Annotated in this window: 18 protein-coding genes and 1 other RNA gene; 16 read left to right on the top strand and 3 right to left on the bottom strand. The window is 55.5% G+C overall.

What is annotated here, in order from left to right; genetic code table 11:
- Window positions 1-73 precede the first annotated feature (73 nt).
- Both prsR and prsK read right to left on the bottom strand, forming a co-directional pair.
- Entirely contained in the window at window positions 74-1,453 is a 1,380-nt protein-coding gene (gene prsR, locus MRBBS_RS10405; protein ID WP_014871460.1) for a PEP-CTERM-box response regulator transcription factor, read from the bottom strand.
- A 129-nt stretch (window positions 1,454-1,582) separates the two neighbouring features.
- Complete coding sequence (gene prsK / locus MRBBS_RS10400) at window positions 1,583-3,697, bottom strand: XrtA/PEP-CTERM system histidine kinase PrsK (RefSeq protein WP_014871459.1); 2,115 nt, start codon at window positions 3,695-3,697, stop codon at window positions 1,583-1,585.
- A 260-nt stretch (window positions 3,698-3,957) separates the two neighbouring features.
- On the opposite strand from prsK, the gene ffs reads away from it, so the two are divergent.
- The 14 genes from ffs to MRBBS_RS10335 all read left to right on the top strand — a co-directional run bounded on the left by ffs (window position 3,958) and on the right by MRBBS_RS10335 (window position 20,981).
- An RNA gene (ffs, locus tag MRBBS_RS19015) (signal recognition particle sRNA small type) lies at window positions 3,958-4,054 on the top strand.
- A 186-nt stretch (window positions 4,055-4,240) separates the two neighbouring features.
- Window positions 4,241-6,217: a DNA polymerase III subunit gamma/tau gene (gene dnaX, locus MRBBS_RS10395; protein WP_014871458.1), complete on the top strand. Its 1,977-nt coding sequence runs from the start codon at window positions 4,241-4,243 to the stop codon at window positions 6,215-6,217.
- Between the two features lie 4 nt (window positions 6,218-6,221).
- On the top strand, window positions 6,222-6,545 hold the full coding sequence (locus tag MRBBS_RS10390; protein ID WP_014871457.1) for a YbaB/EbfC family nucleoid-associated protein: 324 nt from the start codon (window positions 6,222-6,224) through the stop codon (window positions 6,543-6,545).
- 23 nt (window positions 6,546-6,568) lie between these two features.
- Window positions 6,569-7,171, top strand: a complete 603-nt coding sequence (gene recR / locus MRBBS_RS10385; RefSeq protein ID WP_014871456.1) for a recombination mediator RecR — start codon at window positions 6,569-6,571, stop codon at window positions 7,169-7,171.
- 24 nt (window positions 7,172-7,195) lie between these two features.
- A complete protein-coding gene (locus MRBBS_RS10380) occupies window positions 7,196-8,344 on the top strand; it encodes a ribonuclease D (protein WP_014871455.1) in 1,149 nt (382 codons plus the stop codon).
- Complete coding sequence (locus MRBBS_RS10375; RefSeq protein ID WP_014871454.1) at window positions 8,341-8,637, top strand: YcgL domain-containing protein; 297 nt, start codon at window positions 8,341-8,343, stop codon at window positions 8,635-8,637. The genes MRBBS_RS10380 and MRBBS_RS10375 overlap by 4 nt, the downstream gene beginning before the upstream one ends.
- A complete protein-coding gene (locus MRBBS_RS10370; protein WP_014871453.1) occupies window positions 8,634-9,083 on the top strand; it encodes a YcgN family cysteine cluster protein in 450 nt (149 codons plus the stop codon). The genes MRBBS_RS10375 and MRBBS_RS10370 overlap by 4 nt, the downstream gene beginning before the upstream one ends.
- Window positions 9,083-9,421: a hypothetical protein gene (locus MRBBS_RS10365; RefSeq protein ID WP_014871452.1), complete on the top strand. Its 339-nt coding sequence runs from the start codon at window positions 9,083-9,085 to the stop codon at window positions 9,419-9,421. The genes MRBBS_RS10370 and MRBBS_RS10365 overlap by 1 nt, the downstream gene beginning before the upstream one ends.
- Window positions 9,422-9,493: 72 nt before the next feature.
- A complete protein-coding gene (locus MRBBS_RS10360) occupies window positions 9,494-11,785 on the top strand; it encodes a VWA domain-containing protein (RefSeq protein WP_014871451.1) in 2,292 nt (763 codons plus the stop codon).
- A 17-nt stretch (window positions 11,786-11,802) separates the two neighbouring features.
- The gene (locus tag MRBBS_RS10355) at window positions 11,803-12,645 is read left to right on the top strand and encodes an AAA family ATPase (protein ID WP_014871450.1); all 843 of its coding nucleotides are present in this window, start codon (window positions 11,803-11,805) and stop codon (window positions 12,643-12,645) included.
- A gap of 110 nt (window positions 12,646-12,755) precedes the next feature.
- Window positions 12,756-13,934: a vWA domain-containing protein gene (locus MRBBS_RS10350; protein ID WP_014871449.1), complete on the top strand. Its 1,179-nt coding sequence runs from the start codon at window positions 12,756-12,758 to the stop codon at window positions 13,932-13,934.
- A 191-nt stretch (window positions 13,935-14,125) separates the two neighbouring features.
- A complete protein-coding gene (locus MRBBS_RS10345) occupies window positions 14,126-15,802 on the top strand; it encodes an AMP-binding protein (protein ID WP_041635582.1) in 1,677 nt (558 codons plus the stop codon).
- Window positions 15,783-19,778: an ATP-dependent RNA helicase HrpA gene (gene hrpA, locus MRBBS_RS10340; protein ID WP_014871447.1), complete on the top strand. Its 3,996-nt coding sequence runs from the start codon at window positions 15,783-15,785 to the stop codon at window positions 19,776-19,778. Before MRBBS_RS10345 ends, hrpA begins: the two co-directional genes overlap by 20 nt.
- An 81-nt stretch (window positions 19,779-19,859) precedes the next feature.
- Complete coding sequence (locus MRBBS_RS10335; RefSeq protein WP_014871446.1) at window positions 19,860-20,981, top strand: beta-ketoacyl-ACP synthase III; 1,122 nt, start codon at window positions 19,860-19,862, stop codon at window positions 20,979-20,981.
- A gap of 57 nt (window positions 20,982-21,038) precedes the next feature.
- Here MRBBS_RS10335 and MRBBS_RS10330 read toward each other — a convergent pair whose 3' ends face one another.
- Window positions 21,039-21,446 (bottom strand): acyl-CoA thioesterase, encoded by a 408-nt coding sequence (locus tag MRBBS_RS10330; protein ID WP_014871445.1) that lies wholly within the window; start codon window positions 21,444-21,446, stop codon window positions 21,039-21,041.
- 41 nt (window positions 21,447-21,487) lie between these two features.
- Between MRBBS_RS10330 and MRBBS_RS10325 the strand changes: the two genes are divergently transcribed.
- A complete protein-coding gene (locus tag MRBBS_RS10325; protein ID WP_041635245.1) occupies window positions 21,488-22,354 on the top strand; it encodes a VacJ family lipoprotein in 867 nt (288 codons plus the stop codon).
- 63 nt (window positions 22,355-22,417) lie between these two features.
- A complete protein-coding gene (locus MRBBS_RS10320; protein WP_014871443.1) occupies window positions 22,418-24,202 on the top strand; it encodes an ExeA family protein in 1,785 nt (594 codons plus the stop codon).

Raw genomic sequence — 24,202 nt, 5'->3', positions numbered from 1 at the left:
CTGTCCCTAAGTTTGTGTAGGGGAACAGATTTGAAATCTGTCCTCGGCTCCGTCCTCGTCCTCGATACTTGGGTTAGCTTGCCGTAGCCTCGACTGAGGTGTTAATCCGGTATTTGTCAGTCAGGTTGTACAGGGTGGGGCGGGTAACCCCTAGAAGTCGGGATGCTTGCGCCATGTTGAAGTTGCTGGTGCGCAGGGCTTGAACGATGGCAGCGCGTTCGGCGTTTTCTCGTACTTTGCGCAGGTTCAGTTGGCTTTCGTTGGCGTCTGTGTTGTCTGTGCTTAGGGGCAGCTGAAGATCATCTATAGTGATGCGTTTGCCGTCGGCCATAATCACCGAGCGTTTTATTTTGTTGATCATTTCGCGCACGTTGCCGGGCCAGGCGTAGGTTTCTATGGCGCTTATGGCGTCGTCACAGAAGCTCAGGCCGGGCCGGTCTAGTTGTTTGCTCAGACTTTTCAGCAGTGACTGGGCGATGACCAAGGCGTCGCCGTCGCGGTCACGCACCGCGGGCAAATCCAGGGTGATTTCGCTGATGCGGTAGTAAAGGTCTTCGCGGAAGGTGCCTTCCTGAATCAGTTCGTTGACATTGCGGTGGGTAGCACACACCACGCGCACGTCTACGGGCGTGGGTTTTAGTGACCCGACGCGGTCTACCACTCGTTCCTGCAGGAAGCGCAGCAGTTTGGATTGCAGCGCCATGGGCATGTCGCCGATTTCATCCAGAAACAGGGTGCCGCCGTTAGCGCTTTCAATTTTGCCTTTTTTGCTTTGAGTGGCGCCGGTGAATGCGCCTTTTTCATAGCCGAACAACTCGCTTTCCAGCAGGTTTTCTGGAATGGCCGCGCAGTTGATGGCGGCGAAGGGCATGTTTGCCCTTGGGCTTAGATCATGCAGGGCTCGGGCCAGTACTTCTTTGCCGGTGCCAGTCTCGCCGTTGATCAAGGTAGTGATGTCGGTAGGGGCAACCTTTTCAAGAGTGCGGCACACCGCCAGCATCTGCGGGCTGGCCGCGATAATGCCTTTCACGCTGGTGGCGTCGCGGTTGGCCAGTTCAAGGTTTTCTTTTTCCAGCTCGGCCAGACGGAAAGCGCGGTTAACCACGAAGCTGAGAATGTCGGCGTCTACCGGTTTTTGGTAGAAGTCGGCGGCGCCCATGCCTATGGCTTTTACCGCGTTTTCTTTTTCTTCGCGCCCGGTCACTACAATGACTTTGGTCATGGGTGCCAGGCGCAGTATGTCTTCCAGCAGGGCGAAGCCTTCGGTGCTTCCGCCGGGGTCTGGCGGCAGGCCGAGGTCCAGGGTTACCACTTCAGGTTCCAGTCGTCGCAGCAGGGCAAGGGCGGTTTCGCGGTCGGCGGCAACCGACACTTGCAGGTCGTCAGTGAAGCACCAGCGCATCTGGCTTTGCAGACCCGGGTCGTCCTCTACAATCAGTAATTGTCTCGTCACGGGTGTGTTCGTTCCTTGTTAACGCGAGTGTCTGCACATTGAAGTTTTAACTCAAAGCCTGCATTTTGCAACGGTTGTGTGTGCCAATGCTTGCTTTTGCATACACATGTATTTTTAGGAGTCATATTTTTATTCGCTCGTCTGGCTTTCTTTTGTTGCGGCTGGTGTTTTAGTTGACGTTGCGACGTCGGCCAGCGGCAGGCGCATTGAAAAGCACGAGCCTACGCCTGGCTCGCTGGTGACATCAATGCTGCCACCAAGGTCCAGCAGGTATTCCCGGGTTTGGTAAACCCCTATGCCCATGCCTGTTAGCCCCTTGGTGCTTTCGAAAGGCTGGAACAGGCGGTTGCGGATGAATTCTGCGGTCATGCCGCTGCCGGAATCCTGAATAAACACCACGGCGGTGCCGCGGGCGACTTTTAAAGTGACGGTGATGTCGCCACCTGGCGGCGTGGCCTCCTGGGCGTTTCTCAGCAAATGGCCCACGACGGTACTCAGCTGTTCGGCGTCTGCCCTTATCCACACATCGCCCTTGTTGTCATCAAAATGCGGTTTCGGATTGCGCCTGCCGGCGTTGGCTATTGCGCTACCGAGTACGTCTGTCAGGTTGATCATTTCTGCGGTTTGCCCTTGGCTGTCCTGGGGCTTCTGGATGTGGGTAACCAGGTTCGATATTTTGTTCACCGCGTGGTCTGTGGTTTGAATCATGTCGTCAATGAACGCCGGGTTGTCGCGATGCCTTGGCGCGTTTTTGACCAGCAGGGACAGTTGCGCGATCACGGTTTTCAAATCGTGCAGCATGAAGGCAGACGCTTTGCTGACGGCTTCAAATTGCATGGCCCGGGTGAGTGCGCTTTGGGCATCGGCTTGCGCTAACAGGTTGCCGGTTTGGCGTGCAACCACGCGGATTAAATCGAAGTTCTCCCAGTTCAGTTCTATCTGGGTGAGGGGCGCGCCGATTAATGCCATGCCGTAAAGCTCATTGCCTGAATACACCGGGATAATTAGCCAGCCATTGGGGCATTGGCTGAGACTGTCGGGTACTTCCAATAAGTCGTAGGCAACCGGGTCTGCCTTATAGGTGTTCAGGTCTATGATCCATTCCTTATCGCAAAAATAGCGCACCAGGTCGTCATTGGGATCAATCAGGGTGTGACGATCGAAGTCCATGTTGATGGTGGCTTTTAACTGGTAGCGGTTCTGGTCGTCTTTCAGCCAGATGGCGCCGGCGTTGCTTTCTACCAGGTCTGCCAGAATGCGGATAACCCGTTCCGGCAGGGGTGGCGAGTCGGTCAGGTTGGCCAGCTCTTTGGTCATTTTCAGCCATTCATTGCGGTAGTCGTATTTGTAGTCAAAAAAATTCTGGCTGATGGCAACCATCATGCGGGCTCGCAGCCGGCGCGAAAGCAGTAGGGTAGCCAGAAACACCAGTGCCAGGGTGAAGAATAGAATGCGCAGGGCGTCGCCCCAGCTGCCGCCCACGGTTTTGATGTAGTAGCCGGCAACCGACAGAAATACCAGATAGGCGCCGGCGAACAGCAGAGTGCCCACGTGGAAGGCGGCACGCCGTGATACCCGGAAGTCTATGGGCTGTCTGCGGGTGTTAACCACGTTCACCGCAAACAGCGGTACCAACAACGCGTTGGCGAGCCCGCGGGCGTCCCAGAAGTTCTGGCTGATTTGGCCGAACAGGAGGGCATCGGCGTACATCACAAAATCAAAGATGAAGATGGTGGCTACGCCAGTGCACATGTATTTGATGCTGTAGCGGCGAAAGCCCAGAGAGTTGCGCCAGATCTGCTCGATCAGCAGCAGGCCTATCAGCGCCAGCGCCAACTCGCCCACTATTTTTGTCTTGCCGGAAAGTATGTGATTTACACCAAAGTGCTCAGCGGTGCTGGCCAGCAGCAGCATCACCAATACGCCAATGACGGCGCCTGACAACATTTTTTTGATTTTTCGTGCGGTGCCGTCGTTTGGCAATGCGCTGCCTAGCAGGGTGAAAATAAGTGCGATCCAGGCGCCGTCGCGCAGCAGTTCCAGCAGGTAACGCACGACAAAATCCGGGAACCCCCAGATGGACTGGGTCACCAACGCCGCCGCCCACAGGGCGGATACCAGTGCGGCAAAGAACAGGGCTCGATCGGAATTGCGGCGCATGTAGCGGGAGCCAATCAGAATCGCCAGTAGGCCGTAAGTGATAAACGCAACGGCGTGGCTGAGGGCGTTGAAATCGTTAACCATGGACTCTTCCGGGTTTTGTTTTGGCGGCTGCTTTTTGGCTAGGCGCGCAGGCTAGATGAAGAGTAAATTAAAATGCTTCGTTGGGCGAGGCGGCACTGTGGAAAGCGCTAACGAAATCCGCCATTGCATTACCCAGCTCACGCTATGAGCCGAATAATGATCGTGATCGGCTAACCACATGCACTTGTGGTACATCATGGCGTTTGTTACTATGCGCGCCGCTTTCAGGTAAACATTCTGAAACGCCGTTATGGTGGCCCTACTGGTGCCTTCGCAACATGAAACCGTGAACCCGGTCAGACCCGGAAGGGAGCAGCCGCAGCGGTCGATATGTGTGCCGGAGTGTCGCTGGTGGGGCCACCACCTGTTTTAGCTCCCCCTGTTTTTTTCGTTACTGCTTTTCTATCTATTGTCTAATCGCTATTTTCTTTGTTACTTTTTCGATTGCTCTCGTTATTCACTTCTCATTACCTATACCCTCTGTTTTTCGGTTTTAGCATCCATGCTAGAATTAACGCTATTTTTCACGGCAATTGGCGAACTATGAGCTATCAGGTACTTGCCCGTAAATGGCGCCCGCGCACCTTCGAAGACATGGTGGGGCAGGAACACGTGCTTCAGGCGTTAATTCACGCGCTGGAAAGCCAGCGCCTGCACCATGCCTATTTGTTTACCGGCACCCGCGGTGTGGGTAAAACCACCATTGGCCGCCTGTTGGCCCGCTGTTTGAACTGTGAAACCGGCATTACCGCGAAACCTTGCGGTGTTTGTGGCAGCTGCCGCGAAATTCAGGAAGGCCGCTTTGTTGACCTGATTGAGATAGACGCGGCCTCGCGCACCGGCGTTGACGACATGCGTGAGCTGACAGACAACGTGCAGTATTCGCCCACCCGTGGGCGCTTTAAGGTGTACCTGATTGACGAGGTGCACATGCTTACCACTCAATCGTTCAACGCCTTTCTGAAAACCCTGGAAGAGCCGCCAGAACACGTTAAATTCCTGTTGGCCACCACCGATCCCCAGAAGCTGCCGGTAACGGTGCTATCGCGCTGCCTGCAGTTCAATTTGAAGCGGATGACGCCGGAACACATCGCCGGCCATTTGAACCACGTGCTGACCTCTGAAAAGATTCCTTTTGAAGAGCCGGCCCTGTGGCTACTGGCGCGCGCAGCGGACGGCAGTATGCGCGATGCCCTGAGCCTGACCGACCAGGCTATTGCATTTGGTAACCAGCAACTGGCGGCAAGCGATGTCAGTTCCATGCTGGGCACGATTAATCAGCGTGATATTGAAAGCCTGGTAGGCACTTTGGTTGGCCGTGATGGCCCGGCATTGCTAACAGAAATTAGCCGTATTGCTGATTTTGCGCCGGATTACGGTGTAATTCTGGCGGATCTGTTGTCGCTGTTCCACCGGGTGACGATGGAGCAAATGGTGCCTGGCAGTGCGGACAACGCCTTGGGCGACGCGCACCAGATTCATGCGCTGGCTAAGAAGCTGAGTGCCGAAGACGCCCAGTTGTTTTACCAAGTGGCGTTGATGGGGCGCAAAGATCTGGCGATAACGCCGGACGCGCGCATGGGATTCGAAATGACGCTGCTGCGTATGTTGGCATTCCGGCCCGGAACCGCTCGCCGGGAACCGCCCACGGCGATTGCTGCGGAGTCGGCACCGGCCGGAAACCGCGATGAACCAGACCCTGTTGCTGCTAGTTCGAATCAACCTGCAGCGCCAGTACCCGCAAAGCCGGAGCCTGTGGCCCCGGCAGCTTCGCCGCCACCACCAGCAGCAGCACGAATGCCGGTTGAGTCGATTCCACCTTGGGAGCCTCAGCCTGGCACAGACGTAGATTACCCTGACGACGGTGCCCTTTACGGCGCTGATGAGGCGTTTGAGGCTTCTGCCCCAGAGCAACAGCCGCTGCCCGCAGAGCCCGTGCATCAGCCAGCTCAGCAGAATCAGTCAGAACCGCAATCTGCTGTTCAGCTAAAATCGCAGCCTGATGACCAGCCACTGCCATTGGCCAGTGAATCGCCAGCGCAGCCAGAGGTAGCGGAGGAGACATTACCGGCGGGTGAATTTGTTTGGCAGCGGGATTTTCGCAGCCTGAATATTGCGGGCATGCCGGGGAATCTGGCCAGCCACGGCTCTATGCTGCACCAAGGCAATGACGTGCTGCTGACCATTGATGAGGGCCACGCGCGGCTGCTGAACGCCCGCCACGAAGAAAAAATTCGGGCCGCCTTGAGAAATCGCTTTGGCGCCGCCACTGAATTACGTATAGAAAGAGGGCAGCCAGACGATACGCCGGCTGCCTATGAAGAGCGCCAGCGCAAGATTCGGCAGCAAGCGGCAGAGCAGGCCATTCGCACTGACCCGCTGGTACAATCGATTGTGGATCGGTTTGCTGCCCGTGTAGTGGAAGACAGTATTCGACCGATTGAAGTCCCCAAAAAGCGCCCGGCCGACGACAAGAGTCAGGCCGATATAAAGAGCCCGGCTGGCTCAAACAGGAGATAACGTTATGACGGATAACATGGGCGAACTGATGAAAAAAGCCCAAAAAATGCAAGAAAACATGCAAAAAGCCCAAGAAGAAATCGCCAAGGCAGAAGTGACGGGCGAATCCGGTGCGGGGCTTGTGAAGGTGGTGATGAACGGCCGCCACGACGTTCGTAGCGTAGAGATTGATCCGTCTTTGATGAGCGAAGAAAAAGACATTCTTGAAGATTTGCTGGCGGCAGCGGTGAACGACGCAGTACGCCGCGTCGAAGCCAATCAGAAAGACAAAATGTCTGGCATGATGTCGGGTATGGGTCTCCCTCCCGGCTTTAAGATGCCTTTCTAAATTATTGAATTTTAGGTATTAATATGGCGTTCAGTCCTCTGGTGGATGAGTTGGTTGAAAGCTTGCGGGTGCTACCCGGCGTAGGCCAAAAAACCGCCCAGCGTATGGCTTTTCATTTGCTGGAACGCGCCCGCAGTGGCGGTAGCCGCCTGGGTGAAGCTTTGGGCCGGGCTATGGATGGCGTGCGCCGCTGTGATCGCTGTCAGAATTTTGCCGACACTGAGGTGTGCGGCATTTGCGAAAACCCGGAGCGCAACACCGGTGTGCTGTGCGTGGTGGAAAGCCCGTCAGACTTGCTGGCCATCGAGCAGGCCGGCGATTACCGCGCCGGCTATTTTGTGCTGATGGGGCACTTGTCCCCCATTGATGGCATTGGGCCGGAGCAGATTGGTATTGACCGGCTGGTTCACCGGGTGCGCGATGAAGGCGTAACCGAGTTAATACTGGCCACCAATCCCACGGTGGAAGGCGAAGCTACGGCGTACTACATTGCCGACCGCCTGGCCGATAACAACGTACTGATTACCCGGTTGGCCCACGGCATTCCCGTGGGTGGCGAGTTGGGTTATGTCGACGGTTTTACCCTGACCCACGCTTTCCGCGGCCGCAAACCCTTAGCTGGCTAAGCCATTTCCCGATCAGGCAACTTTATGAATGCGAATGAACTTCCCCGGCTAACAGCGCCTGTGCCATCCGAACCGGTACTATGGCTGGAAACCCCTGAGCAGCTGGACGACTGGCTGGCGGCGCAGCCCACTGAGCCTTTGACTCTGGATACCGAATTCGAGCGGGTGAGCACTTATTACCCCATTCCGGGCTTGGTGCAGCTTGGGCTGGCCGATCAATTTCGCCTGGTGGATCCGGAAGTGGCTGAGGCCTCTGCCGGTTTTCGCGCGGCTTTGGAAGACAGCCAGCGTTTGAAGCTGCTGTACGCGGTGAGTGAAGACCTGGAACTGTTCCGCCATTGGTTGGGCATTCCCATGCAGGGCGTAATTGATCTGCAGCTGGGCGTGGCCTTTGCCGGGCTCGGGTTTTCTATGGGTTACGCCAAATTGGTTGAAAGCCTGTTCGGTGAAAGTCTGGACAAAACGCTGACCCGCTCTAACTGGATTTCACGGCCTTTGAGCGATTTGCAGCAGCGTTACGCCATTGATGATGTGCGCTTTTTAAAGCCGGTTTATGACTGGCTGCAAGATGTCTTGGCCGGGCGCGGGCTTCAGCAGGCTTTGGTGGAAGAATCCGCGCGCTTTGCTGCAGACCTGGCAAGCCAAGACGATTCCACCCGACATTATTTAAAGCTGCGCGGCGGTTGGCCTCTAAGCGCCCAACAGCAACAGGTGCTTCAGGCGTTGGTTAGTTGGCGCGAGCTCGAATGTCATCGCCAGAATAAGCCCCGTAATTGGGTAATGGCAGACCCTTTGTTGCTGGCAATGGCCGAGATGCAGCCCAAAACTCTAGACGCTTTGTCGGACATTCAGGGCCTGGCATCCGGCCAGGTTCGGCGCCACGGTGATACTCTGCTGGCGCTGATCGCAAAAGCAGATGCTGCCGATGATGTTGCCATAGAGCCGATTCCAGCACCTTTGACCCGAGACCAACAGGGCTTTTACAAGCAGTTGAAAAAACACTTTGTGTGTGCTGCGGAATCGGCTGATATTCCGATAGAATTGCTGGCGCCACGCAAACGCCTGGAAGCCGTTGTGCAGCAACAACAGCTGGCGGGTAACCCATTTTTTGAAGGCTGGCGCGGCCAGATACTGGCTCCGGTTCGGGGCGCAATCGAGGAACTGCTTTCGTGACCAAAACCCACGACTTTGTTTCTGTTTTTCGCAGCAGCAAAAAACCCGACACTTATCTGTATGTGCGCCGAGGTCACCTTTGGGATGACTTGCCGGAAGCCCTGCGCACCTTGTTTGGCAAGCCGGTGCACGCTATGGATTTGGTCTTGACGCCCGAGCGAAAATTGGCTCGCACCAGCGCCGAACAGGTTTTGGCGGGCATTGCCGACAAAGGCTTTTTCCTACAGATGCCGGAAGAGCAGGACATGGCAATTGTTGAGTTCAAGATGAAGCTGGGGCAGCGCAACCGATGACTGCCCAAGTGCCATTCTGGCAGCGTAAACGCCTGCACGAAATGACACCGACCGAGTGGGAGTCTCTGTGTGACGGTTGCGGGAAGTGTTGCCTGAACAAGCTGGAAGATGAAGACACCGGTGAGGTATACCATACGGATTTAGTGTGCCAGTACATGGACACTGATACCTGTGGTTGCACGGTTTACCCCGAGCGGTTGGAAAAAGTACCCGGATGCACGCTGATTACGCCGCAAACATTGCCGGATTACCACTGGCTGCCCTATACCTGTGCCTATCGCACTTTGGCAGACGGTCGCCCATTGGCCGATTGGCACCCATTGCGCAGCGGTGATCCGCAATCCGTGCACGATGCGGGTGTGTCGGTGCGCGGTAAGGTGGTGTCAGAGGCGGCCGTGGCAGAGCAAGACTGGGAAGAACATATTATTCACTGGGTAATGACATAATGGATGCGGAATTACAGAACGTGTACTGGCTGTTTTGGGCCGCCTACGGTGTAGGTCTGGTGTTGTTTTTATGGATGATGCAGCGGTTGTTGCGGTTTTTGCCGTTTTACGGGTTGCGTACACTGTTGCTAGCGGCGTTGGCGGCTATTCTGGCGGCACCGGTGGAGTCTTTAGATATAGCCGGTTGGTGGGTTCCGGCATGGTTGTACGGCGGTTATGAACTGATTCTGGGTGACAGCGTTGCGGCCAGCGCTGCCTTGTTAAATCTTGCGCTGGCCGGCATGGTTTTGCTGCTGGTGTGGATTCTGGACTTGGTGCGTTATCGGATGAAACGCTGAGCGTTTAACAATAAATCGGCGGCTGCTCCTTTTATGGCCGTTTTACACAGGGAAAACGTGGTGGGAAGCTTCATGAAGTCAACTCTGGTAACGCACAAAACACTGTGGCACGCGCTTATCATCACGCTGATGGCGGCGTTTGCGGGAATGGTCCAGGCTCAGGCCGAACAGGGGGATAGCCCTCAGCTGCCGGGCGCGGTGGACGTGCGCATTATTGTTGATATTTCTGGCTCTATGAAGCAGAACGACCCGCAAAACCTGCGCCGCCCGGCGGTGCGCTTGTTGGCCCGATTGCTGCCCGACGGCGCCACATCTGGTGTGTGGACGTTCGGCCAGTACGTGAACATGCTGGTGCCCCACCGCGAGGTCAACGATGCTTGGCGTGATATGGCGATTGCGCAAAGCGACGCGATCAATTCCGTGGCCATGCGCACCAATTTGGGTACGGCCATTGAAACCGCCAGTGATGGTTACTTTACCGGTGGCGTACTGAGTAACACTCACTTTATTGTGCTTACCGACGGCAAGGTGGACATTAGCCGAAACCCCAGCGCCAATAAAGCCGAAGCTAACCGCATTCTGGATACTTTGGTTCCGCCGTTGAAGCAACAGGGCGCGCGGTTTCACGCAGTAGCGCTGTCGGCCGAGGCAGACACCGAGTTTCTGCGTAAACTGGCCTCCGATTCAAACGGCAGCTTTCACGTGGCAGAAAATGCGGATGATTTAAACCGCGCCTTCCTGGACGCTTTTAACGCCGCCGTGCCGCAAGAACAGACGCCCATAGATGACGACGGCTTTATGGTAGACGCCAGCGTAACCGAATACACCGCGCTGATTTTCTGGGGCGACAATGAAACATCTGACAACCGCGCCTTGGCTTTGAAAGCGCCCGGTGCAGCCGCGACCACCTTGCAGCAGCACCCGGACAATATTCGCTGGGCCCGCGAACCGGGCTATGACCTGATTACCGTAACCGACCCCGTAGCCGGACGCTGGAGCCTGGACGGCCAGCTAGGCGAGGGTAGCCGGGTAAGCGTGGTGAGTGATTTGCGGATGATTGTAAGCCCCATTCCCGGTCTGTTCTCGATTGAGGAGCCGCTGGCGATTCGAGTAGGGCTTTTTGACGGTGATGAACCGATTACCAATGCCGATTTTCTGAGTGTGCTGACCGTTGACCTAACGCTGGAAAATGAAGATGGCCGTAGCGGTACCAAGGTGCTGTCAGAGCAGAGCCCTCCAGCAGATGGCGTGTATCGCTATAACATTGCCGAAATGCCGACTGCTGGCCAGTACCAGGTGGTAGTTGAAGCGCGCAGCAGCACCTTTGCGCGCAAGTTCTCCGGAACCACCCGTTTTGAACCTGCCGCCGGTGCCGAAGCTTCCGCCGCAGACGCGCCACTGTTTGCGCCTGAAATGGACGCCGCTAATCCTTTCAAAACCGCCACTCCTGCCCAGCCCGAACCGCAGCCTACTGCTGCGCCTGCAGTTGATGAGGCGCCCGCGCCTGCAGTCGCCAGTGAACCTGTTGCAGAAGTTGAGCCTGTCGCAGAGCCCGAGCTCACCCCAGAAGAAGCTGTACAACTGATACAGCCAATAGACGTTGCTGAATTGGATCAGCCCGAGCCGGCAGAACTCGAAAACGTAGATTCGGCAATAGCGCCGTGGATGATTGCGGCCGGCGCGGGTGCTCTGCTGGTGCTGGCTTTGTTGATCTGGCTGTTGCTGCGCAAACGCAAAAACACCGATGAAAGCGATGCTGAAGCGGACGTGGAAGCAGAACCCGCTGCGCCCGTCCCAGCCCCGGAAGCGGCTGCCGTGCCGGTGATTACCGATATTGACGAGCCTGAAACTGTACCGGAATTAAGCCCGGACGACCTGATTGAGCCAGAGCCAGAGTTAGAGTTAGAGCCAGAGTTAGAGTTAGAATCAGTGCCGGAACTTCAGCCTGAGCCTGAGCTTGAAAAGGTGCCAGAGCTAGAACCCGAACCCGCTGCAAAGCCCGTGGTTGACGAAACCCCAGTGCCTAGCATTGAGCCAGAGCCGGATACCACTGCCGAGAAATTGCCCGAGCCCGGCGAACCTGAACCACTGCTGGAAGACGACATACCGCTGATAGAGCCGGAAGAGAGTGAACCTGAACCTTTGGCTTTTGATGACGATTTCGATCTGTCGGTCCCTGATGACGAGTTAGAAGCGGCGCTGGATGACGTTGACCTAGAAGAATCGGCCGATGACGAGTTTGGTCTGGACGACTTTGACCTGTCTGAATTTGATGACCTGCCAGACACAGAAACTGACAAAGGCGCTAGCAAAGGCGGCGCGCCTGAGCCAAAAAATACGCCCGAAAATGATCGCAAGAAGTAACCTACAGGACCCCAAACATGAAATTTACCGGCACCGATAAATACGTCGCCACCGACGACCTGCAAATGGCTGTAAACGCGGCGATTACGCTGCAACGCCCGTTGCTGATCAAAGGTGAGCCCGGCACCGGCAAAACCCTGCTGGCGGAAGAAATAGCGGCGGCTTTGGGCAAGCGTTTGATTCCCTGGCACATCAAGTCCACCACCAAAGCTCAGCAGGGCCTGTACGAATACGACGCGGTGTCGCGCCTGCGGGATTCCCAGCTGGGCGATGAGAAAGTCAAAGACATCAGCAATTACATTATTCCCGGCAAGTTGTGGGAAGCTTTCGAATCCGAAGAGCAGGTAGTGCTGTTGATTGATGAAATCGACAAGGCCGACATTGAGTTCCCCAACGATCTGTTGCAGGAACTCGACCGCATGGAGTTCTACGTTTACGAGACCCAGCAGTTCGTAAAGGCCAAGTATCGGCCGATCATCGTGATCACCAGCAACAACGAAAAAGAACTGCCCGACGCCTTCCTGCGTCGCTGCTTTTTCCACTACATCAGCTTTCCGGACCAAGGCACCATGCAAAGCATTGTTGATGTGCATTTTCCGGGCCTTCAGCAGCAGGTAGTACGTGACGCTCTGGAAGTGTTTTTTGACGTGCGCAAGGTGCCCGGCCTGAAGAAAAAGCCGTCTACTTCTGAGCTGATTGACTGGCTTAAGCTGCTGATGGCCGACGAGCTGTCTGCCAAGATGCTGCACCAGAAAGACAGCAGCAGTGCTTTGCCACCGCTGTACGGTGCGCTGGTGAAAAACGAGCAGGATGTTCATCTGCTGCAGAAGCTGGCGTTTATGGCGCGCCGTCGCGGCTGATGGTGGCGAGTTTCGCAAGAGTGCAATGCTCTTATGAAGTGCTCTTGTCGATAGCTATTAAGACTGTTTTGGCCCAATGCGTTCGTGCGGTGGTTTAAAGGTAGGGTTTTATGCTGATCAATTTTTTTCTGGAAGTGCGACGGGCGAAGGTGCCGGCCAGCCTGCGAGAGTTTCTTGACTTACTGGAGGCCTTGCAGCACCGCCTGGCCTTCGCTGACATGGAAGAATTCTATTATCTGGCACGCCTGTGCCTGGTGAAAGACGAGCGCCATTACGATAAATTCGACCGTGCTTTCAACGTGTATTTTGAGGGCATTGAGCATCTGGACGAGTTGCTGCAATCGCTGATTCCCGACGACTGGCTGCGGGCCGAGTTTGAAAAACACCTGAGCGATGAAGAAAAGGCCAAAATTGATTCCTTGGGCGGCCTGGAAGAACTGATCGAAACGTTCAAAAAACGCATGGAAGAGCAGAAAGAGCGCCACGCCGGCGGTAACAAATGGATTGGCACCGGCGGCACCTCGCCCTTTGGTGCGGATGGCTACAATCCGGAAGGCTTTCGTATCGGCCAGAAAACAGGCCGCCACGGTCGCGCGGTAAAAGTGTGGGAAAAACGCGAGTTTAAAGACCTGGATGACAGCGTTACCCTCGGTATTCGCAACATCAAAGTGGCGTTGCGCCGGTTGCGCAAATTTGCCCGTCAGGGCGCGGCAGATACCCTGGACATGGACGACACCATTCGCTCCACCGCCCGTAACGCCGGATACCTTGATTTGAAGATGGTGCCCGAGCGCCACAACGCGGTAAAAGTGCTGATCTTTTTTGATGTGGGCGGCTCTATGGACCCGCACATTCGCGAATGTGAAGAGCTGTTTTCAGCGGCGCGGCTGGAATTCAAGCATATGGAGTATTTTTACTTTCACAACTTCATTTACGAGGGCGTGTGGACACAGAACGTTCGGCGCACCAAAGAGGTAACGCCGACCTGGGACCTGCTGAATAAATACAGCTCGGATTACAAGGTTATTTTTGTCGGGGACGCCACCATGGCGCCCTATGAAATAAGCCATCCGGGCGGATCCATCGAGCACTGGAATCAAGAATCCGGCGCCACCTGGTTTCAACGTATTACCGATCATTTCCGCAAAGTGGTTTGGCTGAATCCCTTGCCAGAGGCCTTCTGGGCGCAGGGCGGCTCTATGGCCATGGCCCGTCAGCTGTTGGATAACCAGATGTATCCCTTGACGGTGGAAGGCTTGGAAGGCGCCATGAAACAGCTGAGTAAATAACGGTAATTTGCAAGAAAATGAACAAGGTGGTGGTTAGAAACTGCTATTTGCTTGCGCTCAAAACTGCTATTCTTGCGTCGATTTTGCGACTTAGACTTTTGTCGACTTGATTTCATCGAAGAAGCTGGGTTGCACAACGTGACAGGCCAAATATTATAACTAGAAAAGCCCAGACAGGAGTTCGAGAAATGATGAGTTTCGAGCAGTTCTACCAGGATAAGTACCCACAGGGTATGGCCCTGGGTGTCGATCTGGCAAAATACGCCAGCATGGTTGACGTGTTCAACCAGGCAGTGACTAAGTACGCGGATCGCCCAGCAGTATCTGCCGTTGGTGTTACTCTCAGTTATAAAGATCTGGATGTTCAAAGCCGTAATTTTGCAGCCTGGCTGCAGAACAAAACCAACCTGAAGCCGGGTGACCGCATTGCCATTCAAATGCCGAACGTGTGCCAGTATTTGGTGGTTATCTTTGGTGCCATGCGCGCTGGGCTGATTGTGGTGAACACCAACCCGCTGTATACCCCCCGTGAAATGGAACACCAGTTTAATGATTCGGGCGCAAAAGCGCTGGTGGTGCTGGCTAATATGGCCGCCAACGTGGAAAAAGTGCTGCCTGATACCAGCATTGAACACGTGATTGTGACCGAAGTGGCGGATATGCATTCGACCTTCAAGCGCACGCTGATGAACATGGTGGTCAAGCACGTTAAGAAGATGGTGCCTGCGTACAATCTGCCTCAGGCCCACCAATTACCCGCGGTGCTGGCAGCCGGTGCCCGCGAGAAGTTCACTCCGGTTGAATGCAAACAGGACGATATCGCCGTGCTGCAGTATACCGGTGGCACGACTGGCGTGGCCAAAGGCGCCATGCTGACCCACGGCAATCTGGTGGCAAACCTGCTGCAGATTCGGCCGATGCTGGAAGACAACATTGTTGAAGGCAAAGAAGTGGTGATTGCACCGCTGCCGCTGTATCACATCTACTCGTTCACTCTGAACTGCGGCACCATGTTGGAAGCCGGTGCCCACAACGTGCTGATTCCCAACCCGAGGGATATAGACGCCTTTGTAAAAGAGCTGCAAAATCATGAATTCACGACGTTTCTGGGTTTGAACACGCTGTTTGTGTCGCTGTGTAATAACGAAGAGTTCTGTAAGCTGGATTTTAGCCATCTGAAGCTGACAGCTTCCGGCGGTATGGCGCTTACGTCCAAGGCGGCTAAAATCTGGAAGCAGGTGACCGGCTGCGAAATTTGTGAAGGTTATGGCATGACTGAAACCTCGCCGGTGGTGAGCTTTAACCCGCGCAGCGCTATTCAACTGGGCACCATTGGTTTGCCGCTGCCGGGTACCTTGCTGAAAACCGTGGATGACGATAACAATGAAACGCCCTTTGGTGAGCGCGGCGAGCTTTGTGTTAAGGGTCCGCAGGTCATGCGCGGTTACTGGCAGCGCCCGGATGACACACGTAAATCCATGACCGACGATGGCTATTTGCGGACCGGTGATGTGGCTGTTATTCAAGAAGATGGCTACATTCGCATTGTGGACCGTAAAAAGGACATGATTATTGTTTCTGGCTTTAATGTCTTCCCCAATGAAGTCGAGGACGTGATCAGCGGCCACCCTAACGTGCTGGAATGTGCTGCGGTGGGCATCCCTGACGAAAAAAGCGGTGAAGCCGTAAAGGTGTTTCTGATTGCCTCCAAAGAAGGTGTGACCGCCGGTGAGCTAAAAGAGTTCTGTCGTGAACGCCTGACCGCCTACAAAGTGCCGCGGCATTTTGAATTCCGTACCGAGTTGCCAAAAACCAACGTTGGCAAAGTACTGCGCCGCGAACTAAGGGATGAAGCAAGTAATCACTAAACCTTACACAGACACGCTTTCTGACGCGGCGGGAGCGGCAACGCCCCCTGAACCCATCGCGGCAACGCTCGCTGACTCGCGCGCGGCTGTTCGTGCCGCTGTTCATGGCATTACAGAACAGCTTGGCGCTTGCGCGCAGCTCGAAGCCGCCCGTATAACTCGAACTCTGGCCCGCGCCAAAGGCCGCCCTGGCACCAAAGAGCTGGAAAAAATCGGCCGCTGGCTGCAAGCCGGGCAAGAAAAAGTGCAGTCGCGCCAGCGCTTGCACAAACCGGCCAGCTTCCCTGAAGGCTTGCCGGTTTCAGAGCGAGTAGACGATATAGCCGCCGCTATTGCGGATAATCAGGTGGTGATCATTGCCGGTGAAACCGGCTCTGGTAAAACCACCCAGATCCCAAAAATTTGCATGAACGCCGGCCTGGGTATTCGTGGTTTGATTGGCCACACCCAGCCCCGTCGTATTGCCGCCCGCAGCGTGGCGGCGCGCATTGCCGAAGAACTGGGTGAACAGACCGGCCGGCAAGTGGGTTACCAGATTCGTTTTACCGATACCACCTCTGAAGATTCCCGTCTGAAAGTGATGACTGACGGCATACTGCTGGCGGAAGTCCAGCACGACCCGTTTTTAGACCGTTATGACACGCTGATTATTGACGAAGCCCACGAGCGTAGTCTGAACATTGACTTTCTGCTGGGGTATCTGAAACAGCTGCTGCCAAAGCGGCCCGACCTCAAAATCATTATTACCTCCGCCACCATCGAGCTGGGGCGCTTTAGTGAATTTTTCAATAACGCCCCGGTGATTGAAGTCACCGGCCGTACCTTTCCGGTAGAAGTGCGCTATCGCCCGTTAGTAGGCGATGACGACGACCGCGATCAGGGCTGGACCGACGGCATCTTGCAGGCGCTGGAAGAAATTGAGCAGCATGAACGCAGCGCCAGCCAGCCTCCGGGCGATGTATTGGTGTTCATGCCTGGCGAGCGGGAAATTCGTTCCTTGAGCAACGTGCTGCGCCACGCTGAGCTGCGGCACACCGAAGTGCTGCCGCTGTATTCGCGGCTCAGCAATCAGGAACAGAACCGGGTGTTCCAAAGCCATCGCGGCCGGCGCCTGGTGTTGTCTACCAACGTGGCAGAAACGTCGCTGACAGTGCCGGGCATTCGCTACGTGATTGACACCGGTGTGGCGCGCATCAGCCGCTACAGCGTACGCTCGAAAATTCAGCGCTTGCCTATAGAACCGATTTCCCAAGCCAGCGCCAACCAGCGCGCCGGCCGCTGTGGGCGGGTGGCGCCGGGCATCTGTTTTCGCCTGTATGACGAAAACGATTTTATCAATCGACCGGAATACACCGACCCTGAAATTCTGCGTACCAATCTGGCCTCGGTGATTTTGCAGATGGCCACGTCGGGCCTGGGTGATATTCGTCACTTTCCGTTTTTGGAATCGCCGGATAATCGCCAGATAAACGATGGCTACAAACTGCTTGAAGAGCTAGGTGCGGTCACCGACAAACGCCGGGTAACTGCGGCTGGTCGCACTATGTCGCGCCTGCCCCTCGACCCGCGTCTGGCGCGCATGCTGGTGATCTCTGCGGAGCAGGGTAGCCTGAGTGAACTGTTGATTATTATTGCCGGGCTGAGCGTGCAAGACCCACGTGACAGACCGCAAGACAAACAGCAGCAGGCCGACCAGGCCCACACGCCTTTCAACGACAAAGAATCCGACTTTGTTACCCTGCTGAATATCTGGAATTTTTACGAAGAGCAGCGCCAGGAGCTGTCGCTAAATCAGCTGAAAAAAGTCTGTCAAAAAAGCTTTTTGAGCTGGATGCGCATGCGCGAATGGCGTGATGTGCACCGCCAACTGACGCTGATTTGCCGCGAACAGAAGCTTAAGCTGAACCCCCAGGCTGCCAGCTATCAGTCAGTACACACCGCGGTGTTGGCGGGTTTGTTGGGGCAAGTGGCAACAAAGTTTGAAAACCGCGAATACATGGCCACGCGCAATCGCAAGTTGCTGATATTCCCGGGCTCGAAAGTAGCGAAAACCGCACCCAAGTGGATTGTGGCCACTGAAATTGTGGAAACCAGCCGGGTGTTCGGGCGCATGGTGGCGTCTATTCAGCCCCAATGGATAGAGCCCTTGGCGGCCCACGTGGTAAAGCATCACTATTTTGAGCCGCACTGGGAGCAAAAGCGCGCCCAGGTGATGGGTTTTGAAAAAATCACCCTGTATGGCCTGGATATTGTTCCGCGCCGCGCCATTGTTTACAGCGACATTGACCCGGCCGCCTGCCGCGACTTGTTTATTCGCCATGCGTTAGTAGATGGCGAATACCGCTCAGGGGCGCCGTTTATCGAACTTAACCGGTTAATGCTGGAATCGGTCGAAGACCTGGAAAAGAAAACCCGTCGCCGGGATTTGCTGGTAGATGACGAAACCCTGGTGGCCTTTTACGATCAGCGCTTGCCGGCCGACATCGTCAGCGGTCGCCATTTTGAGCACTGGTGGAAAAATCTGGAAGCGGCCGAGCTGAAAGCTCTGGAGCTGACCGAACAAGACGTGCTTCAGCGCCCGCTGGATGCCCAGGCGGATGCCCTCTATCCGGATTTTTTGGAGTGGGAGGGGGTGAGGTACCCGCTGGATTACGAGTTTGAGCCCACCAGCGAGCGTGACGGCGTAACTCTTCGGGTGCCATTGATGGCACTGAAACAGATTCCGGCGCGTCGCCTGGAATGGCTGGTTCCCGGTTTGCTGCGGGAAAAATGTATCGCGTTGGTGAAAGGGTTGCCGAAGTCCCTAAGGCGTAATTTTGTGCCGGTGCCGGATTTTGTCGACGCGGCTTTGGCCAACCTTCAACCTTCTAATGAGCCGCTGGGGTTACAATTGGGGGCGCAGCTGCGGCGCATGACCGGGGTGCAGATAGACCCGCAAGCCTGGCAGCAAAACGATCTGCCGCGGCACCTGCGAATGAATCTGCGGGTGACCGGCGACAAAGGCGCTGTTATCGCGGAAAGCCGTGAAACTGTTGATTTGCAGAACCAGCTTGAGGCTAAAGCCGAGCAGGCTCTGGCGTCGATTACTGCCACCGACAGCAAAGACGAGACCACCACGGCGACTCATGCCAGTTGGCAGTTCGGCACCCTGGCGCAGCAGGTGCAAACCGAAAAAGGCGGTATGCAGGTGACGGTTTACCTGGCCCTGGAAGACCTGGGAAAAGACGTGCGGCAAACCCGCTGTCTGGACTCGTTAACGGCAGAAACCATTACCCGCAAGGCCATCGCGCGGCTGATTCTGAATCGTTTCGGCAACACTCTGGACGATCTGGAGCGCAAACTGCCGAAATTCAAACAGGCGGCGCTGATGTTCGCACCGGTAGGGCAGGCGCGGATTTTGCTGGACGATTTGTTGCTATCGACTGCCATGCAGCACTTCTTGGGTGGTTCATTGCCACGCAGCCCGGAGGCGTTCGATGCGTGTTTCAATCAGCACCGGGGTGATTTCATTCCAGCGCTCGAAACCGCAGTAGACCACCTTCACCAGGCCATGAATGGCTACCAACAGGTGGCAAAACGGCTGAAGGGCAAGATTAATCTGGCCTTGGCTAACTCCTTGGCTGACATTAAGTTTCAGATGCAAAATCTTGTTTATCCGGGTTTTTTGGTAAACACGCCGGCGCAATCACTGGCCCAGTTCGGGCGTTATTTTGAAGCGGCTCTGGCACGGTTCGAGAAGATGTCGCGTGAGATGGGCCGCGAGCGGGAGTTCCTGCATACCATTGAACCGCTGTGGGCGCGTTATGCCACCAAGCTTGTTGATCAGCAACGCCAAGGTGTTAAGGACCCGGAGCTTGAGCTTTACCGCTGGATGCTGGAAGAATACCGGGTATCGTTTTTTGCCCAGCAGTTGGGTACGCAGATGACGGTGTCCATCAAGCGCCTTGATAAACAATGGCAGGCTACCCGGGTGTAATGGGAGCGCGGGCAAACGCCTGTGTCTGTGGTACTCTTTTTCTTTTTACCTTTCAGATTTTCACCACAACATGGGATTAGCGTGATTAAAGCCATCATCAGTGGAACCGGTCTGTACACACCACCGGCAACCATCAGCAATGACGAACTGGTTGTAACGTTCAATCAGTTCGTAGACCTGCACAATGCCGAGCATGCCGATGCGATTGCCCGCGGTGAGCAGTTGGCTCTGGAGCATTCGTCTTCGGCCTTTATTGAAAAAGCGTCCGGTATAAAGCGCCGCCACGTCATTGATAAAGTGGGCATTCTGGACCCCAAGCGGATGAAGCCGAATATTCCGGACCGCGCCAACGATCAGCCTTCGGTGCAGTGCGATATGGCCGTAGCGGCCTGTCGCGAAGCTCTGCAGCAGGCGGGTAAAACCGCGGATGACGTAGACGCGGTGATTGTGGCTTGTTCCAACTTGCAGCGGGCCTACCCGGCGGTGTCGATTGAAGTTCAGAACGCGTTGGGCGTTCAGGGTTTTGCTTACGATATGAACGTGGCGTGTAGCTCTGCTACGTTTGGCTTGCAGGCCGCGGTGAATTCGGTGGAAAACGGCACTGCCCGCGCGGTGCTGGTGGTTAGCCCTGAAATCTGTTCCGGCCACCTGAATTTTGGCGACCGCAACAGCCACTTTATTTTTGGCGATGCCTGCACCGCCATTCTGGTGGAGCGGGAAGACGCGGTAGCGCCGGCCGCCGGCTTTGAGATTTTGGGTACTAATCTGAAAACCCTGTACTCCAACGCCATCCGCAACAATTTCGGTTTTTTGAACCGTGCCGACGACAGCGGTATTGGTCAGCTAGACAAGTTGTTTGTGCAGCAGGGTCGCAAGGTGTTCAAGGAAGTGTCACCGCTGGTTGCCGACACCATTCAGAACCATCTGCAGAGCCTTGGGCTGAGGCCGGATCAACTGCGACGGATGTGGCTGCACCAGGCTAACCTGAGCATGAACCAGCTGATTGCGCGCCGGGTTTTGGGCCGCGATGCCACCGAAGACGAGGCACCGGTGATTCTGGATGAATATGCCAACACCAGCTCCGCCGGTTCCATCATTGCCTTTCACCTGAACAAAGACGACCTGGTGTCCGGGGATGTTGGCGTAATATGCTCGTTTGGCGCCGGCTATTCGATTGGCAGCGTGGTTGTGCGCCGCCGCTGACAAAAAAGCGACGGGTGATTTGCCCGCCGCCGTTTTCTTTCAAACCATTCAGGCCGTTCAGGCGTGTGTGGCAAGCGCGCGCAGGGCGTCTGGCAAAGGGCAGGAACTGCGGGTGTTGTGATCAAACCATACCAGCTTTGCGTATCCTTCCGCGTAGAGTTGTCCGCTGTCTGCGTCTTTTATTTCGTGGTAAGTGTCGAGGCTGGTGTTGCCGGCTTTGTCGGCGAAGGTGGTGATCACCAAGTTGGCGGGGTGCTTCAATTCCTTTAGAAAGGTCGCACTCGTCTTTATAATGATGGGTCCAGTAGGACCGTCCATTCCGATATTGATGTCGGCCAGCCAGACAATTCGAGCTTCCTCAAAAAAGCGGAAGTACACTGTGTTGTTGGCGTGCCCGTAGGCGTCCATATCACCCCAGCGTAGGGGAGCGGTGATTGTGCTGACAAGATTTCCCGGTACCGACATCGATCTCTCCGTTTGTAAATATAGGATGCAAAGATTCTAACATGATCCAACATAAACTCTGGCCCTGCCCACTGTTTCTGCACATTTGTGGTGCCTTAGTGATGCTGACGCTTTTATTCGCCGCCGGCCAGTTGCAGGCACAAACCGAAGGCCAGCCCCAAGCTCAAGGCCGGGCTTTGGGGCAGGCAACGGAACAAACGGAAAGCACCGGGTTAACTGCGGCTGCGCCCTTGACCACGAACTCCAGTGGACACAAGCGCGATCCCTATGAAAACTGGAATCGCAAGGTGTTTGCATTTAATGAAGTTGCTGACCGCTGGATTTTGAAGCCGGTAGCGCGCACCTATCGTGCAATTATGCCAGACGTGGCAGATCGCGGCGTAACCAACCTGTTCAACAATCTGTCAGAGTTCAGCAACTTTACCAACAGCGTATTGCAGTTGAAGTTGGAGTCGGCGGTGGTCGCCGCCGGTCGTTTCACGTTTAACACGGTGTTCGGACTGGGTGGCATTTTTGATGTGGCCAGCGCTTGGGATCTGCCGGAACGCCCGGAAGATTTCGGTCAGACCCTGGGCTATTGGGGTTCGGGTGCCGGCTCTTATCTTATGCTGCCGCTGCTGGGGCCATCTAACCCAAGGGATTTTGTAGGCTTCGCGTTCAACCGTTTTGTGTTGCCATCACCTTGGGACTCGGTGGATAGTCCCTATAACTGGTACGCTCGTGGTGTGCAGCTTGTGGACATACGCGCAGACCTGATTCCGGCTGAAGATCTGATTTCCGGTGATCGCTATGTGTTTGTTCGCAATGCGTATATGCAGCGCCGTGAATTCCTGATTAACGACGGCAAGGTACAGCGGGATCCGTTTGCCGCCGACGACAGTGACGACCTGATGCTTGATGACTTCTAATGAATTAAGGGGCCTCTCGCTCAACAGGTTCATGAATTAGCCAAACGGGATATTAGCGTAACCATGTATTACGACTTCTTCGGTTTTCGCGAGCCCCCATTTTCCATAGCGCCTGACCCACGCTATTTGTACCTCAGTGAGCGTCATAAAGAAGCCCTCGCGCACCTGATGTATGGCATTCCCGGGCAGGGCGGTTTTATTGTGATTACTGGGGAAGTGGGCACAGGAAAAACCACCATTTGCCGCTGTTTTATTGAAAATGCGCCGCAAAATGCCGACATTGCGTTGATCATCAACCCGCGTCTGTCTGCCGCTGAAATGTTGATGGTGATCTGCGACGAGTTGGAAATACCCCACCGCGACGACGCCAGCATCAAACAGCTGGTAGACCTGATCAACCACCATCTGCTTCAAGCCCACGCTGACGGTCGGCACAAAGTTCTGATTATTGACGAGGCGCAGAATTTGTCAGCGGGTGTGCTCGAACAGTTGCGCTTGCTGACCAACCTGGAAACCGCCGAGAAGAAACTGTTGCAGATTGTGCTGCTGGGCCAGCCCGAGCTGCAAACCATTCTTGCGTTACCGCAGCTGCGGCAGCTGAATCAGCGCATTACGGCGCGTTATCACCTTAAAGCGATCAATCGCCAGGAGTTGGCCGCGTATTTGCGTTACCGGCTCAGTGTTGCCGGTGTGCGCGGCGAATTGTTTAGCCGCGCTGCCAGGCGTCGGTTATTCCGTGAAAGCCAAGGCATACCGCGACTGATTAACCTGATCAGTGATCGCGCGTTGTTGGGCGCCTACGCCGAGAGCGAACACGAAATCACTGCGCTTCATATTCGCACTGCGGCGCGGGAGGTTCGCGGCAGCCATTTTTGCAGTGGGCTGGGAGTATCCGGGCTGCGCCGCCTCGGCCCGCTTCTGGTGTCCCTGTTATTGGCTGTGGTGTTAACCCTGTGGGCCTTACAGCGATGGAATAATGGCGATTTTGACGGGCTTATTGCCTCCCCGGCTGCTGAACAAAGCCCAGTAGCAGCATCGGCACCAGCGGACGATGAAGCGACTCAGCGCAGTGGGCGTATAAAACGCGATACGGCCGCGCCGGCAACGGTTGCCGAAACAGCCGGCAGTGCTGATGGGCTGACAAAGTTTGAACTGCAGGCACACAGTCTCGAACTTTCGGCGGCGTTTGTGCAGTTATTTGGCGCCTGGCAGATTGATTATCAGCCGCAACAAGCGCCCATAGCCTGTTTTTTTGCCCGGGCTGAGGGGCTTGGCTGCCTGGAACACACCGGAACCCGGCTTAGCCTAGAGTTGATTGACCGGCCGGCCATATTGAGATTAAGGAGTGGATTAAGGGACGAATCAGAGAGCCGCTCGCAAAGCGTTGCTGGTGATACCGGCGAACGCTACGTGGTGTTGCGGCGTTTGCATCAGCAGCAGGCCGACCTGCTGACGCAGCAGGGGCCGGTGAGCGTTGCCTTTAGCGATCTGGAACCGCTATGGTTCGGGCACTATCGAGTATTGTGGCAGTACCCGGAATACCTGCGCCCAAACAGCCCTTTCAGCGGCGACAACGGCGAAAACCTGTGGTTGAGCGCGCGCATGATGGAATTGGTGGACCGTTTGACCGCTGACGACGACGCACTCAATGCCGAGCTAAAGCGGCGCTCCAGCAAAGACCAAGTGCGCTGGTACCAGAGCCGGAAGGGTTTGACCGAAGACGGTGTGGCCGGCACCATGACGGTAATACAGATGCACAATGACCTAAACGCAGCGGTGCCGCGCCTGCAAGACAAAGGCGACGCTTTGACCACTAATACAGCGGCGTCCGCGCCGCCGGAGGGTTAG

This window comes from Marinobacter sp. BSs20148 (assembly GCF_000283275.1).
Taxonomy (GTDB): domain Bacteria; phylum Pseudomonadota; class Gammaproteobacteria; order Pseudomonadales; family Oleiphilaceae; genus Marinobacter; species Marinobacter psychrophilus.
This window is presented reverse-complemented; position numbering and strand designations above follow the sequence as displayed.